At 55.4% G+C, this 14121-nt stretch carries 14 protein-coding genes; 12 read left to right on the top strand and 2 right to left on the bottom strand.

Annotated elements, in window-relative coordinates:
* Positions 1 to 11: 11 nt before the first annotated feature.
* The gene (locus tag EL098_RS04110) at positions 12 to 356 is read right to left on the bottom strand and encodes a DUF2002 family protein (RefSeq protein ID WP_126354994.1); all 345 of its coding nucleotides are present in this window, start codon (positions 354 to 356) and stop codon (positions 12 to 14) included.
* A 162-nt stretch (positions 357 to 518) separates the two neighbouring features.
* On the opposite strand from EL098_RS04110, the gene EL098_RS04105 reads away from it, so the two are divergent.
* Complete coding sequence (locus tag EL098_RS04105) at positions 519 to 848, top strand: DUF883 family protein (RefSeq protein WP_126354992.1); 330 nt, start codon at positions 519 to 521, stop codon at positions 846 to 848.
* A 70-nt stretch (positions 849 to 918) separates the two neighbouring features.
* Here EL098_RS04105 and pdxR read toward each other — a convergent pair whose 3' ends face one another.
* Entirely contained in the window at positions 919 to 2295 is a 1377-nt protein-coding gene (gene pdxR / locus EL098_RS04100; RefSeq protein WP_232012315.1) for a MocR-like pyridoxine biosynthesis transcription factor PdxR, read from the bottom strand.
* A gap of 87 nt (positions 2296 to 2382) precedes the next feature.
* On the opposite strand from pdxR, the gene EL098_RS04095 reads away from it, so the two are divergent.
* The 11 genes from EL098_RS04095 to mprA all read left to right on the top strand — a co-directional run bounded on the left by EL098_RS04095 (position 2383) and on the right by mprA (position 14029).
* On the top strand, positions 2383 to 2814 hold the full coding sequence (locus EL098_RS04095) for a carboxymuconolactone decarboxylase family protein (protein WP_126354990.1): 432 nt from the start codon (positions 2383 to 2385) through the stop codon (positions 2812 to 2814).
* A gap of 301 nt (positions 2815 to 3115) precedes the next feature.
* The gene (gene nrdH, locus EL098_RS04090; RefSeq protein ID WP_126354988.1) at positions 3116 to 3352 is read left to right on the top strand and encodes a glutaredoxin-like protein NrdH; all 237 of its coding nucleotides are present in this window, start codon (positions 3116 to 3118) and stop codon (positions 3350 to 3352) included.
* Positions 3349 to 3759, top strand: coding sequence for a class Ib ribonucleoside-diphosphate reductase assembly flavoprotein NrdI (gene nrdI, locus EL098_RS04085; RefSeq protein ID WP_126354987.1), 411 nt, complete (start codon positions 3349 to 3351; stop codon positions 3757 to 3759). The genes nrdH and nrdI overlap by 4 nt, the downstream gene beginning before the upstream one ends.
* Positions 3732 to 5876, top strand: coding sequence for a class 1b ribonucleoside-diphosphate reductase subunit alpha (gene nrdE / locus EL098_RS04080; protein ID WP_126354985.1), 2145 nt, complete (start codon positions 3732 to 3734; stop codon positions 5874 to 5876). The genes nrdI and nrdE overlap by 28 nt, the downstream gene beginning before the upstream one ends.
* A 22-nt stretch (positions 5877 to 5898) precedes the next feature.
* Complete coding sequence (nrdF, locus tag EL098_RS04075; protein ID WP_126354983.1) at positions 5899 to 6861, top strand: class 1b ribonucleoside-diphosphate reductase subunit beta; 963 nt, start codon at positions 5899 to 5901, stop codon at positions 6859 to 6861.
* Positions 6862 to 6897: 36 nt separating this feature from the next.
* Entirely contained in the window at positions 6898 to 8088 is a 1191-nt protein-coding gene (locus tag EL098_RS04070; protein WP_126354981.1) for an alginate lyase family protein, read from the top strand.
* A gap of 255 nt (positions 8089 to 8343) precedes the next feature.
* Positions 8344 to 9543, top strand: coding sequence for a glycine betaine/L-proline ABC transporter ATP-binding protein ProV (proV, locus tag EL098_RS04065; protein WP_126354979.1), 1200 nt, complete (start codon positions 8344 to 8346; stop codon positions 9541 to 9543).
* Positions 9540 to 10619: a glycine betaine/L-proline ABC transporter permease ProW gene (proW, locus tag EL098_RS04060; protein ID WP_126354976.1), complete on the top strand. Its 1080-nt coding sequence runs from the start codon at positions 9540 to 9542 to the stop codon at positions 10617 to 10619. Before proV ends, proW begins: the two co-directional genes overlap by 4 nt.
* A 56-nt stretch (positions 10620 to 10675) precedes the next feature.
* Positions 10676 to 11668 carry a glycine betaine/L-proline ABC transporter substrate-binding protein ProX gene (proX, locus tag EL098_RS04055; RefSeq protein ID WP_126354974.1) on the top strand — a complete coding sequence of 331 codons (993 nt, stop codon included), beginning with the start codon at positions 10676 to 10678 and terminating at the stop codon, positions 11666 to 11668.
* A gap of 193 nt (positions 11669 to 11861) precedes the next feature.
* Positions 11862 to 13043, top strand: coding sequence for an MFS transporter (locus tag EL098_RS04050; RefSeq protein WP_126358349.1), 1182 nt, complete (start codon positions 11862 to 11864; stop codon positions 13041 to 13043).
* Between the two features lie 455 nt (positions 13044 to 13498).
* On the top strand, positions 13499 to 14029 hold the full coding sequence (mprA, locus tag EL098_RS04045) for a transcriptional repressor MprA (protein ID WP_126354972.1): 531 nt from the start codon (positions 13499 to 13501) through the stop codon (positions 14027 to 14029).
* Positions 14030 to 14121 lie beyond the last annotated feature (92 nt).

Raw genomic sequence — 14121 nt, 5'->3', positions numbered from 1 at the left:
CAGTCGTTCATTTATTCAGACTCGCCAAATAATCCAGCCAGATACCTTTCCAGCGCAACGCGAGAGCTAAAACCGTGCGGGATACCGTAGTGTTCGTGCGTTTCACCGGCCAGATAAAGCGGAAATTGCTGATAGTGATCGCAGGTCTTCATCTCCGAAGCCGGCTCGGCCAGTGACTGGCTACGCTCTCTCAGCGTAGGGTGAATAATCAGCGCGGTGCGCCCCATGCGCGCTTCGCGATTAACATAAACGTAATTCTCCCCACGGCGATAGCCATAGGTTTTTGCCGTTACCACATCCATGGTAAACCCCGATCGCTCCAGAACTCGGGCCACCTCATCCGGTCGTAAATACATAGATTTTCCTCGTCATCAACTCTACTGCATCGCAACCTTACATTAAGCAGCATCGGCAACGCTTTCGGAATTGTCCAGAAAGCCCATCAATGACCGTGAGTCTCCACATAAGCAAAATTCATGGTCTACACTTATCCGTACATCTTAAAAAGGGAGAGATACATGGCTAGCCGAGCAAACAAAAACGACGTTGATGTTCAGGTAGATGATATTAATAACGATGTCAGCCAGCTTGCGGATTCGCTTGAAGATGTGCTGAAGTCCTTCGGCAGCGATGCGAAAGATGAAGTTGATGCGGCGCGTAAAAAAGCCGAAACGTTGCTGAAAGAGACCCGCGCGCGCCTTAACGGTAGCCAGAGTCGCGTGACTCAGGCCGCTCGTGACGCCGCAGGCTGTGCCGATACTTACGTCCGCGATAAACCGTGGCAGAGCGTAGGTATTGGTGCTGCAGTAGGGATTGTCCTTGGTGCGCTGCTGGTTTCCCGCCGCTAACCTCAGGACTCTTACAGTCGATACATGAGACTAAATGCGCGTCCAACCCCGAAGCCTGCTTCGGGGTTTTTCATTTTAGCGCCTGCCGCAGCTGAAGTGCATAGCGCTGTGCCATCTCACGCGAGCTGATATTGGTGAAGCTGAGCAGCAAACCACCCCGGGCAACCTTTTCAATTCTCCAGCGGCTAAGCGCCTGAACGGCTAGCCCCGCCGCTCTGGCTTTTCCCTCCAGAATCAGGTCATCGCCCTCTACTTCCATTACCATCTGAATACCGCCTTCCTGAGGAATAACCGCAAATCCCTGCTCGCGCAGCGCCTCCTCGAGCCATAGCCGACGCTCGGCATAACACTGGCGCATTTTTTTCAGGTGCCGCCAGAAATGCCCCTCACGCAGGAAGTCGGCAATCGCCTGCTGGATAAGCACTGGCGCGGTACAAGGCTGCCTGCGCGCCTGCTTCTGAAAATCGTCTACCGCATGGGGAGGCACCACCAGCCACGCCACGCGAAGGGCGGGAAACATCGACTTGCTGAAGGTCCCGGCATAGATAACGCGCTGCGGACTGTCCAGGCTTTTTAGCGGTGGAAACGGTTTGCCGTGATAGCGGAATTCGCTGTCATAATCATCTTCGATAATCCAGCTTTGCTCGCGGCTGGCCCATTCCAGCAGCGCGTGCCGGCGCGGCAGGGAGAGCGCTACGCCCAACGGGCTTTGGTGTGCAGGCGTCAAAAGCGCAAACCGGGCATCGGGAAAATGCCTGATACCGTGCTCAACCTGCATGCCGCCGTCATCGACGGGGATGGCGCGGATCTGCAGCCCAGCCCTGGCAAAGTCGGGGCGAATAAAGCGGTAACCCGGATCCTCAAGCCAGATGCCATCCCCCGGCCGCGCCAGCGTTGAAAGCACAAGGGCTATTCCAGCCTGAAAACCGGAGGTGATAAATATTTGCTCCGGCTGGCAGTCAATGCTGCGGGAAAAGCGCAGGTAATCCGCAATCGCCTGCTTTAGCGAAGCTTCGCCGCTGGATTCAGGAAGCATAAGGTCAAAACGGCTTTGCTGACGTAGACGCCGCCCCATCAGCCTTGCCCATATAGCGCGGGGAAAAAGATCCAGCGCCGGTAGCCCCATCTGAAAAGGCCGGAGAGCACCCTGAGGCTGGGCGGCCGTAAAGCTTTCACCGCAGGCGTCGTGTTTTACCGAAGGGCTGACAAAGGTCCCCGCCTGCCCTCGCCTTTCAAGCCAGCCCTGGGCCACGAGTTCGGCGTAAGCGTTTTCTACGGTTCCCCTGGCCACGCCCAGCTCAAGCGACAGGGTTCGGCTGGAAGGTAGCCGCCCTCCTGCCACCAGCTCGCCACTCTTTATCGCCTGCTTTAGCTGGCGCGCAATCTGCTGATAGCGTGGCTGAGTGTGGTGGGAAGTAACGGTAAGCGAGGTTGATTTTTGCATCATGGTCTTATTTTTTAGTTAATTTATGGCTCTGTTTAATAGTCCATCATAGAGGTAAATTTGCCTCACACAAACAGGAGGAACCCCACCATGATCGAACTACGTCAGCCCTACTTCGAACTTTCACCTAACGTATTCAAGCCGATGAAGCAGGCTCTGCAGGGGCTTGAGAGCGGCCCTCTGAGCAACGAGCTGATCGAACTACTATTTCTGCGCGTTTCACAGATCAACGGCTGCGCCTACTGCCTCGAAATGCATGCCAAAGCGCTGCGTAAAGCCGGCGTTGAGCAGGTGAAGCTGGATTCCCTGGCTGGCTGGAAAGTGAGTCATCAGTTTACGGATAAAGAGCGTGCAGCTCTGGCCTGGGCGGAAGCTATTACCCTGATTGCCGACAGCAATGCCGAGGACGATGTGTACCAGCCGCTGCTGCAGTTTTTCAGCGCCGAAGAGATCGTCGATTTAACGCTGGCCGCAAGCATGATGAACGCATTTAACCGCGTCGCGATTGGTATGCGTCAGTAGGAGGATTGGCACTCCGCGTTAAAAGGGTTGTCTTTCACATACGCAAACCACCTTTATGACGTGAACAATAGGGTTCTGTTCATCTTAAGTGCAGATTCATATGCCACCGACGAACCGGTGAACGGAACCTGACCCTCGTATTCCTTTACGCTTTTCAATCGCCTGCGCAGCCTTCAAAAACACCATATGTTGCGTGGTTGCAAAATAATAAATCAACATCTAGTATTTCTCTCAGTGAGAACACACCACCCGCAGCGTAGAAAATGGCGGCGTTCTTTTATTCTAAAGGGAAATACGAATCATGCGCATTACTATTTACACTAAAGAAGATTGTGTTCAGTGCCATGCCACAAAGCGGGCCATGGAGAGCCGAGGTTTTGCCTTCGAGATGATCAACCTCGACTTCAATCCTGAAGCGGCCGACGATCTTCGAGCTCAGGGTTACCGACAGCTCCCGGTGGTGATCACCGAAGCGGAGAGCTGGAGCGGCTTTCGCCCGGATATGATCAACCGCCTTTGCGTAGCCGCCGGCGTATGAGCAACCTCGTCTACTTCTCCAGCGAGTCGGAAAACACCCTGCGTTTTATCGAGCGCCTTGGGCTACCCGCCTTACGCATTCCTCTGGACGTGAAAGCGCGCCTCGAAGTGACGGAACCCTACATTTTAATCGTGCCCAGCTATGGCGGCGGCGGGATTGCCGGGGCAGTACCGCCGCAGGTGATCCGCTTTCTGAACAACCCCAACAATCGCGCGCTGATCCGCGGCGTGATTGCCAGCGGCAACCGCAACTTTGGCGAAGGCTTTTGCCGGGCCGGGGACGTCATTTCACAAAAATGCCAGGTGCCCTACCTCTACCGCTTTGAGCTATTGGGCACCCCACAAGACATCGACAACGTGCGTAAGGGAGTAAGCGAATTTTGGCAACGACAGAAGCAGTCCGTTTAGCGACGGAAAACGTGGACTACCACGCCCTCAACGCTATGCTCAACCTCTATGACAAAGAGGGACAGATCCAGTTTGATAAAGACAAACAGGCCGTAGCCAGCTTCTTCAGGCAGCATGTTTTGCCGAACACCGTCTGTTTCCCCAGCCTGCAGGCGAAGCTTGATTACCTGGTGGATGAGCAGTATTACGATGCCGCCGTGCTAAACGGCTACTCCCGCCCGTTCGTTCTCGAGCTGTTCGATCGCGCTCACAGCAGCGGCTTCCAGTTCCAGACCTTTTTGGGCGCCTGGAAGTACTACACCAGCTACACCCTGAAAACCTGGGACGGAAAGCAGTATCTGGAACATTTCCCGGATCGCGTTTGCATGGTGGCGCTGACCCTCGCCCAGGGCGATGAACAGCTGGCCGCACGCCTGATGGACGAGATGCTAAGCGGTCGTTTTCAGCCAGCTACGCCAACCTTTCTCAACTGCGGCAAAAAGCAGCGCGGAGAGCTGGTTTCCTGCTTCCTGCTGCGCATTGAAGACAATATGGAGTCGATTGGCCGCGCGGTTAACTCGGCGCTTCAGCTTTCCAAACGCGGCGGCGGCGTTGCGTTTCTGCTCTCTAATCTGCGTGAAGCGGGTGCGCCGATTAAACGCATTGAAAACCAGTCCTCGGGCGTGATCCCGGTAATGAAGATGCTGGAAGACGCATTTTCCTACGCCAACCAGCTTGGCGCGCGCCAGGGCGCAGGCGCGGTTTACCTCAACGCGCACCACCCGGATATTTTGCGCTTCCTCGATACCAAGCGGGAAAATGCCGACGAGAAGATCCGCATTAAAACCCTGTCGCTTGGCGTCACCATTCCGGATATCACCTTCCAGCTCGCCAAAGCCAATCAGCAGATGGCACTGTTTTCGCCTTATGACGTGGAGAGAGTCTACGGCAAACCGTTTGGCGACATCAGCGTCAACGATCTTTACCAGCAGATGGTGGACGACGACCGCATTCGTAAAAGCTGGATTAGCGCCCGTGATTTCTTCCAGACGCTGGCGGAGATCCAGTTTGAGTCGGGCTACCCGTACATCATGTTTGAAGACACGGTTAACCGGGCTAACCCGATCGCCGGACGCATCAACATGAGCAACCTGTGTTCAGAGATTTTGCAGGTGAACAGCGCATCGACCTATGACGAAAATCTGGATTATTCGCAGACTGGCAAAGATATCTCCTGCAACCTCGGCTCGCTGAATATCGCCCATACCATGGATTCACCGGATTTTGGCCGCACGATAGATACCGCCATTCGCGGCCTGACGGCGGTATCGGACATGAGCCACATTCGCTCGGTGCCGTCGGTAGAAAGGGGCAATGCCGCGTCCCACGCCATCGGCCTCGGGCAAATGAACCTGCACGGCTATCTGGCGCGCGAAGGCATCGCCTACGGCTCTCATGAAGGGCTGGATTTCACCAACATCTATTTCTACACCGTCACCTGGCACGCGCTTCGCGCTTCCTGTGCATTAGCTCGCGAGCGGAACCAGCGTTTTGCTGGCTTCGAGCACTCCCGTTATGCCAGCGGCGAATACTTCCGCCAGTATCTCGAGCAAACCTGGGAGCCGAAGACGGAGAGAGTCCGTACGTTATTTGCACAAGCGGGCATCGCTATTCCGGGGCGTGAAGAGTGGCAGCAGCTCAGCGACGATGTGCGGGAATACGGCCTGTACAACCAGAACCTGCAGGCAATTCCGCCGACGGGCTCAATCTCTTACATCAATCACGCAACCTCGAGCATTCACCCGATTGTCTCCCGGATTGAGATCCGCAAAGAGGGCAAAACCGGGCGCGTGTACTATCCCGCCCCGTTTATGACCAACGACAATCTTGAGTTTTATCAGGACGCCTACGACATCGGCCCGGAAAAAATCATCGACACCTATGCCGAAGCCACCCGACACGTTGACCAGGGGCTTTCGCTGACGCTGTTTTTCCGCGATACCGCCACCACCCGCGACATCAATAAAGCGCAAATTTATGCCTGGAGAAAGGGGATTAAGACGCTCTATTACATTCGTCTGCGGCAGCTGGCGCTGGAAGGCACCGAGGTGCAGGGCTGCGTGTCCTGCGCGTTATAATGCGAAAGTACAAGGAAAGGAAATGACGCAACTTACGCGCGTAAGCGCCATCAACTGGAACAAAATCGAAGACGAGAAAGACCTCGAGGTCTGGAACCGCCTGACCAGCAATTTTTGGCTGCCGGAGAAGGTACCGCTCTCTAACGATATCCCGGCATGGCAATCGCTCAGCGCTCAGGAACAGCAGCTCGTCATCCGGGTCTTTACCGGGCTAACGCTGCTGGACACCGTTCAGAATACCGTGGGCGCCCCGGCGATGATGGTCGACTCGCTGACACCGCACGAAGAGGCGGTGATGTCGAATATCTGCTTTATGGAGGCGGTACACGCCCGCTCCTACAGCTCGATATTTTCCACACTCTGCCAGACCAAAGACGTGGACGCCGCCTACGAGTGGAGCGAGCAAAACGAAGCCCTGCAGAAAAAAGCCGGGATTATTCTGGCCCACTACCGGGACAACGATCCGCTGAAGAAAAAGATAGCCAGCGTTTTTCTGGAGTCGTTCCTGTTTTATTCCGGCTTCTGGCTGCCAATGTACTACTCCAGCCGCGGCAAGCTGACCAACACCGCCGATCTCATCCGGCTTATCATTCGTGACGAGGCGGTACACGGCTATTACATCGGCTACAAGTACCAGAAGGCGCTGGCGCAGCAGAGCGCGGAGCGCCAGACAGAGCTGCAGAATTTCGCCCTCGACCTGCTGATGGATCTTTACGATAACGAGCTGGCCTACAGCGAAACGCTCTACCGTGAACTGGGCTGGGAAGAGGAAGTTAAAGCGTTTCTCAGCTACAACGCCAACAAGGCGCTGATGAACCTCGGCTATCAGGCGCTGTTCCCGGCGGAGATGGCCGAAGTAAACCCGGCAATCCTCGCTGCGCTTTCGCCCAACGCCGATGAGAACCACGATTTCTTCTCCGGGTCAGGCTCTTCCTACGTGATGGGTAAAGCAGTGGAAACCGAAGACGAAGACTGGGATTTCTAGTAGTCTGGCCGCTGAGTCGTTTCTGCGAGGTGGCCTATGTCGTTATTTCGTTTTTCTCTGTTCGCGCTGCTTTGCGGCAGCGCACCGTTAGCCTTTAGCGCACCGCTGCTGCTGGATATGGGGCAGTTGGCGCACAGCAAGCAACAAATCAGTCAACAAAATCCGGAGCTCATGCCCGCCTGGCTTGCGCTGAAACACAAAGCTGACCAGGCACTGACCCATCCGCTTTACAGCATTACCCAAAAAAGCGCCTCTTCCCCGGCAGGCGATCCGCACGACTATTACAGCTTCTCCGATTACTGGTGGCCCAACCCCAAAAGCCCCGACGGCCTGCCGTGGGAGCGAAAAGATGGCCAGATGAACCCGGCGGCCGTAGGAAAGCAAAGTGATAAAGCCCGGCTGAACGGCATGATTGACGATGTCTGGAATCTGGCGCTGGCGTGGCAGCTTTCCGGCAAAGACGCCTACGCGGAAAAAGCCCGTCAGCAGCTGGTGAACTGGTTCATTACGCCGGAAACCAGAATGAACCCCAACCTCACTTACGCCCAGAGCATTCCAGGACGGAAAGGCGTACGCGGCACCGGGATTCTGGATGGACGAGGTTTAGTCCGGGTGATAGATGCGGTTGAGCTGCTGCACGATGGTGGTCAGCTGGACGAAAAGACCTTCAATGGGCTCAGGAAGTGGTATCACGATTATTATCAGTGGCTCACCACCAGTGAAAACGGCAAAAAAGAGGCCGCCGCTGAAAATAACCACGGCACCTGGTATGACGTTCAGGCAACCGCGATCGCCCTTTGGCTGGGGGATAAAGACGCTGCAAAACAGCGCCTGATTTCTGCCACAGAGCGTGTGCCGGTACAGTTTGACGCAAACGGCGTGCCGGTCACGGAAATTGGCCGCACGCGATCCTGGCATTACAGCAACTTTATTCTTGATGCCTGGAACCCGCTAGGCGTGCTCGGAGACAAGGTCGGCGTCAACGTCTGGCAGGCGAAAAGCGGCGACCACAGCCTGCAAAATGGCTACCTGTATATTGCGCAGTTTGTCGATAGCCAGAAACCATGGCCCTGGCCGAATATCGAGACTTTTAAGCCTGATGAAGCCCTGGAGAATATTGTCACTGCCGCTCATGCCTGGCGGGAAAATAATACTTTGCAGGAAAAGGCGAAGTGGCTGCTGAACAGAAATAAAACCTCTGTTATCAATTTAACTTCTCACCCGTAATATTCTTGTCATTTCAGCCTGAATCAACGCGATTCAGGCTGAATATCACCTGCATTGACAAAAAATATATCCCTTCTCTCTCTCCTGCTCAGCCCAGCGCTCACGGGAAATCTCGCCCATTGCGGCGGTGTGGATATTTCAATATCACAAAATCGAGGGTTGCCTCAGATTCTTAGTATGTTAGGGTATATGCCGGTCAATATTTCCATCAGGAATCATTTATAAATAAATTAAACACAGGAATCTGTTTATTGCATGGCAATTAAATTAGAAGTGAAGAATTTATATAAAGTATTTGGCGAACATCCGCAGCGCGCATTCAAATACATTGAGAAAGGTATTTCCAAGAGTGAGTTACTGGAAAAAACGGGTCTGTCGCTTGGCGTAAAAGACGCCAGTCTGGCCATTGAAGAAGGCGAGATTTTTGTCATCATGGGGCTTTCCGGCTCGGGAAAATCCACCATGGTTCGCCTTCTCAATCGCCTGATTGAACCTACCCGCGGACAGGTACTGATTGACGGCATTGATATTGCCAAAATATCGGAATCTGAACTCCGTGAGGTGCGCAAAAATAAGATCTCAATGGTCTTCCAGTCATTTGCCCTGATGCCCCATATGACGGTATTAAATAATACCGCTTTCGGTATGGAGCTCGCAGGTATGCCGGTCAAAGAACGTCAGGAAAAAGCCCTCGATGCATTACGCCAGGTGGGGCTGGAGAATTACGCGAACGCGTATCCTGATGAACTCTCAGGCGGTATGCGTCAACGCGTAGGTTTGGCCCGCGCGCTGGCAATTAACCCTGACATATTGCTAATGGATGAGGCGTTCTCGGCGCTAGATCCGCTAATTCGCACTGAAATGCAGGATGAATTAATTAAGCTGCAGGCAAAACATCAGCGCACCATCGTGTTTATTTCCCACGACCTTGATGAAGCCATGCGTATTGGCGATCGTATTGCCATTATGCAGGGTGGCGAAGTGGTACAGGTCGGCACGCCGGATGAAATCCTCAATAATCCGGCTAACGACTATGTGCGTACCTTCTTCCGCGGCGTGGATATCAGCCAGGTGTTTAGCGCCAAAGATATCGCCCGCCGTAGCCCGGCAGGCCTGCTGCGGAAAACCACCGGTTTTGGTCCACGTTCGGCGCTGAAGCTGCTGCAGGATGACGACCGCGAATATGGCTATGTCATTGAGCGCGGACAGAAATTTCTCGGCATAGTCTCTACCGACTCGCTGAAAGCGGCGCTGGCTGCGGGGGAAGGGCTGGACAATGCGTTCCTGGCGTCCCCGGAAGCCGTCTCCGCCGAAACCTCACTGAGCGATCTGCTCTCACACGTCGGCCAGGCTCCCTGCGCGGTGCCGGTGGTCAGTGAAGAGGGACAGTACGTGGGCATCATCTCAAAAGGGGTGCTGCTTCAGGCATTAGATCGTGAGGGGGCAAGTCAATGAGTGACGCAACTAATCCGTGGGATACCAGCAGCGCGGCAACCGATGCAGCGACTAATCAGGCCGCAGGCTCTGCAGACGCATGGGGCGCTCCGGCATCGGATGCAGCCACCAGCGGTGGCGCAGACTGGCTAAACTCCGCCCCGGCAGCGGCGCCGGAGCACTTTAATTTACTCGATCCCTTCCACAAAACGCTGATCCCGCTGGATAGCTGGGTGACGCAGGGTATCGACTGGGTCGTGACGAACTTCCGTCCGGTGTTCCAGGGGATTCGTGTGCCGGTGGATTACATCCTTAGCGGCTTTCAGCAGCTGCTGCTGGGCATGCCGGCTCCGGTGGCGATTATCGTCTTTGCGCTGATTGCCTGGCAGATGTCGAGCCTCGGCATGGGCGTCGCCACGCTGGTCTCTCTGATTGCCATCGGCGCGATTGGCGCGTGGTCTCAGGCAATGGTTACCCTCGCGCTGGTGCTGACCGCCCTGCTGTTCTGTATGGTCATTGGCCTGCCGTTAGGGATCTGGCTGGCGCGCAGCGAACGAGCGGCGAAAATTATTCGCCCGCTGCTGGATGCGATGCAGACCACTCCGGCGTTCGTTTACCTGGTGCCTATCGTGATGCTGTTCGGCATCGGCAACGTGCCGGGCGTCGTGGTGACGATTATCTTCGCCCTGCCGCCGATTGTGCGCCTGACAATCCTCGGGATTAAGCAGGTGCCGGAAGATTTAGTCGAGGCGGCTCGTTCCTTCGGCGCCAGTCCGCGCCAGATGCTGTTCAAGGTCCAGCTGCCGCTGGCGATGCCTACCATCATGGCCGGGGTCAACCAGACGCTGATGCTGGCGCTGTCGATGGTCGTGATCGCTTCGATGATCGCCGTCGGCGGTCTGGGTCAGATGGTTCTGCGCGGCATTGGCCGCCTCGATATGGGCCTGGCGACGGTCGGTGGCGTGGGGATTGTTATTCTCGCCATTATTCTCGACCGCCTGACCCAGTCCATAGGGCGCGATTCCCGCTCCCGTGGCAACCGCCGCTGGTACACCACCGGCCCGCTGGGTCTGCTGACCCGTCCCTTCATTAAATAAGCCTGGCGGCGGCCCCGTGCCGCCCCTCGCCCCATCACCCTTAAAAAGGAATAACGATGCGACATAACGCTATTTTAGCCACAGCTCTTGCGACACTCGTTACCACCAGCGCTTTTGCGGCAGACCTGCCGGGCAAAGGCATCACCGTTCAACCGGTCCAAAGCACCATCTCCGAGGAGACCTTCCAGACGCTGCTGGTGAGCCGCGCGCTGGAAAAAATGGGCTACACCGTGAATAAGCCAAGTGAAGTGGACTATAACGTCGGCTACACTTCCATCGCCTCCGGTGACGCCACCTTTACCGCCGTTAACTGGCAGCCTCTGCACGATGATATGTATGCCGCCGCGGGCGGAGACAAGAAATTTTACCGCGAGGGCACCTACGTGACCGGCGCGGCTCAGGGTTATCTTATCGACAAGAAAACCGCTGATCAGTACCACATCACCAATATTGAGCAGCTTAAAGATCCCAAAATCGCCAAACTGTTCGACAGCAACGGCGACGGCAAAGCTGACATGATGGGCTGTACGCCAGGCTGGGGCTGTGAGGCGGTAATTAACCACCAGAACGAAGCCTATAAGCTGGCGAACACCGTCACCGTTAACCACGGCAACTACTCGGCAATGATGGCCGACACGATTGCGCGCTTTAAGGAAGGCAAGCCGGTGCTGTACTACACCTGGACCCCCTATTGGGTGAGCGACGTGCTGAAGCCGGGTAAAGATGTGGTCTGGCTGCAGGTGCCGTTCTCTTCCCTGCCGGGCGAGCAGAAAGATATCGATACCAAACTGCCTAACGGCGCGAACTACGGTTTCCCGGTAAACACCATGCATATTGTCGCTAACAAAGCATGGGCCGAGAAGAATCCGCAGGCCGCGAAGCTGTTTGCCATCATGAAGTTGCCGCTGGCGGACATTAACGCCCAGAATGCGATGATGCACAACGGTAAGTCTTCCGAAGCCGATATCAACGGCCACGTGGATGGCTGGATCAAGGCGCACCAGGCGCAGTTTGACGGCTGGGTGAAAGAGGCGCTGGCGGCGAAATAGACCGCCCCTCTCCTCAAAAGGGAGAAGGGATCAACCAATAACCGGCTTCCCTTTTCTCTCGATTTCCCCCCTCTCCCTTCCAGGGAGAGGGTCGGGTTGAGGGTTAATAACCGCACAATCCGACACCCACCTCCCCTACCGATGACATAATTTTTCGCTATTATTCACGCCTCTCTATGGCAAGTTGAAGATAATAATGAAGAACAATCACCGTGGACTCAGCCCGGCGCTGATCGTCCTGATGTCCGTCGCCACCGGCCTCGCCGTTGCCAGCAACTACTACGCGCAGCCGCTGCTCGACACCATCGCCAATGCCTTTTCACTCTCGATAAACCAGGCAGGTTTTATCGTCACCACAGCGCAACTTGGCTATGCGGCCGGGCTGCTCCTGCTGGTCCCGCTCGGTGACATGTTCGAGCGCCGCGGGCTCATCGTCTTTATGACGTTGCTTGCGGCAGGCGGCATGCTCATCACCGCCACCAGCCAGTCGCTGTGGACGATGATTTTGGGCACCGCGCTGACCGGGCTTTTCTCCGTGGTCGCGCAAATCCTCGTGCCTTTTGCCGCAACGCTCGCGGCACCGGAAAAACGCGGGAAAGTGGTCGGGACGATCATGAGCGGACTGCTGCTTGGGATCCTGCTGGCGCGAACCGTAGCCGGTTTGCTGGCAAGCCTTGGCGGCTGGCGTACCGTTTACTGGATTGCCAGCGTGCTGATGGCGCTGATGGCGCTGGCGCTCTGGCGTGGCTTACCGCAGGTTAAACAGGACAACCACCTCAACTATCCTCAGCTGCTGACCTCTATCTTCAGCCTGTTTATCCAAAATAGCCTGCTGCGGACCCGCGCCCTGCTGGGCTGCCTGACCTTTGCCAACTTCAGTATCCTCTGGACCTCAATGGCCTTCCTGCTTGCCTCGCCGCCGTTTAACTATTCGGAAGGAGTGATTGGCCTGTTCGGTCTCGCGGGCGCTGCGGGCGCGCTAGGCGCCCGTCCCGCTGGCGGCCTGGTTGATAAGTGCAAAGGGCACCATACCACGACCATTGGCCTGCTGTTGCTGCTGCTTTCCTGGGCGGCCATCGCCTTCGGCCAGTTCTCGGCCATCGCCTTGATTATAGGTATTTTGGTGTTGGATCTGACCGTTCAGGCAGTACATATCACCAATCAGAGCCTGATTTACCGCATGATGCCGGAAGCACGTAACCGCCTGACAGCCGGGTACATGACCAGCTACTTCATTGGCGGCGCGGCGGGTTCGTTACTTTCAGCCAGCGCTTACCAGCATGCGGGTTGGAATGGCGTGTGTATTGCCGGCGCCAGCGTCGCCCTACTAAATCTGGTAGTGTGGTGGCGCGGGTACCAGCCGCAGGCCGATTAGCGCGTTCTGGCCGCTGCCCATAAGGGAAATTGAAGATGTAATGACGGGGACAGTCTGTTAAGGTTGTCCCCGTCTACTAATTCGAGTGACATTAACGCAGGTTATTTATTAACACCGTATATGGATAGACCCGCAACTTTTTCAGCAGACAATCGCCGCCGGGCGAAACCTTGCGTAAGACTGAAAAACAGCTTTTCCATCGCCACTTATCCTGTCCTCAAGGCATCAGCCTCCGGCTTCGATGCCGTTAAACGCCGTTATCCCACTCGAAACCCATTTTCTTCATCCACGCTGCTTAGCGCTCTGGGCTATGACCTGGCGTGGTTTACGCCGATGGTGGCATCAATCAAACGTATATAAACGTATACATACGCATATAAACGTATAAATAATGCATTTACTTTATTTGTCACCATCGTTACTATATCGGCTGCAACTAATGAGGTTATGCCAAAATGGATAGTTCGTTCACGCCCATAGAACAAATGCTGAAGTTCCGCGCCAAACGTTATCAGGAGTTCCCATACCAGGAGGTTCTGTTGACGCGTCTATGTATGCACATGCAGGGCAAACTGCTGGAAAACCGCAATAAGATGCTGAAGGCGCAGGGGATCAACGAGACCTTATTCATGGCACTCATCACCCTTGAGTCCCAGGAAAATCACAGCATTCAGCCTTCTGAGCTGAGCTGCGCGCTGGGTTCATCCCGCACAAATGCGACGCGTATCGCCGATGAGCTGGAAAAACGCGGCTGGATTGAACGCCGCGAAAGCGACAACGATCGCCGCTGCCTGCATCTGCATTTGACCGAAAAAGGTCACGAATTCCTGCTTCAGGTGCTGCCGCCGCAGCATAACTGTCTGCATCAGCTCTGGTCCGCCCTCGACGCCGACGAAAAAGCGCAGCTGGAACAGATCACCCGTAAGCTGCTCAACCGCCTCGACCAAATGGAAGAGGACAAAGTGATCCTTGAGGCGCTGAGCTAAGCTTTCACCGTCTGCACGTCCGACAACAATCCGATTTCACAACTACTTTCAGGCCAGCAATCACGTTGCTGGCCTGTCAGGTCTAACAGGTC

It is taken from the genome of Cedecea lapagei (assembly GCF_900635955.1).
Lineage (GTDB): Bacteria > Pseudomonadota > Gammaproteobacteria > Enterobacterales > Enterobacteriaceae > Cedecea > Cedecea lapagei.
Note: the sequence above shows the minus strand (reverse complement) of the source record. Positions and strands in the feature narration are given on the sequence as shown.

What these genes read in the sequence shown, in the direction of transcription:
- EL098_RS04110 (WP_126354994.1), bottom strand. Translation starts at nt 356, where the DNA reads ATGTATTTACGACCGGATGAGGTGGCCCGAGTTCTGGAGCGATCGGGG.
- EL098_RS04105 (WP_126354992.1), top strand. Translation starts at nt 519, where the DNA reads ATGGCTAGCCGAGCAAACAAAAACGACGTTGATGTTCAGGTAGATGAT.
- pdxR (WP_232012315.1), bottom strand. Translation starts at nt 2,295, where the DNA reads ATGATGCAAAAATCAACCTCGCTTACCGTTACTTCCCACCACACTCAG.
- EL098_RS04095 (WP_126354990.1), top strand. Translation starts at nt 2,383, where the DNA reads ATGATCGAACTACGTCAGCCCTACTTCGAACTTTCACCTAACGTATTC.
- nrdH (WP_126354988.1), top strand. Translation starts at nt 3,116, where the DNA reads ATGCGCATTACTATTTACACTAAAGAAGATTGTGTTCAGTGCCATGCC.
- nrdI (WP_126354987.1), top strand. Translation starts at nt 3,349, where the DNA reads ATGAGCAACCTCGTCTACTTCTCCAGCGAGTCGGAAAACACCCTGCGT.
- nrdF (WP_126354983.1), top strand. Translation starts at nt 5,899, where the DNA reads ATGACGCAACTTACGCGCGTAAGCGCCATCAACTGGAACAAAATCGAA.
- EL098_RS04070 (WP_126354981.1), top strand. Translation starts at nt 6,898, where the DNA reads ATGTCGTTATTTCGTTTTTCTCTGTTCGCGCTGCTTTGCGGCAGCGCA.
- proV (WP_126354979.1), top strand. Translation starts at nt 8,344, where the DNA reads ATGGCAATTAAATTAGAAGTGAAGAATTTATATAAAGTATTTGGCGAA.
- proW (WP_126354976.1), top strand. Translation starts at nt 9,540, where the DNA reads ATGAGTGACGCAACTAATCCGTGGGATACCAGCAGCGCGGCAACCGAT.
- proX (WP_126354974.1), top strand. Translation starts at nt 10,676, where the DNA reads ATGCGACATAACGCTATTTTAGCCACAGCTCTTGCGACACTCGTTACC.
- mprA (WP_126354972.1), top strand. Translation starts at nt 13,499, where the DNA reads ATGGATAGTTCGTTCACGCCCATAGAACAAATGCTGAAGTTCCGCGCC.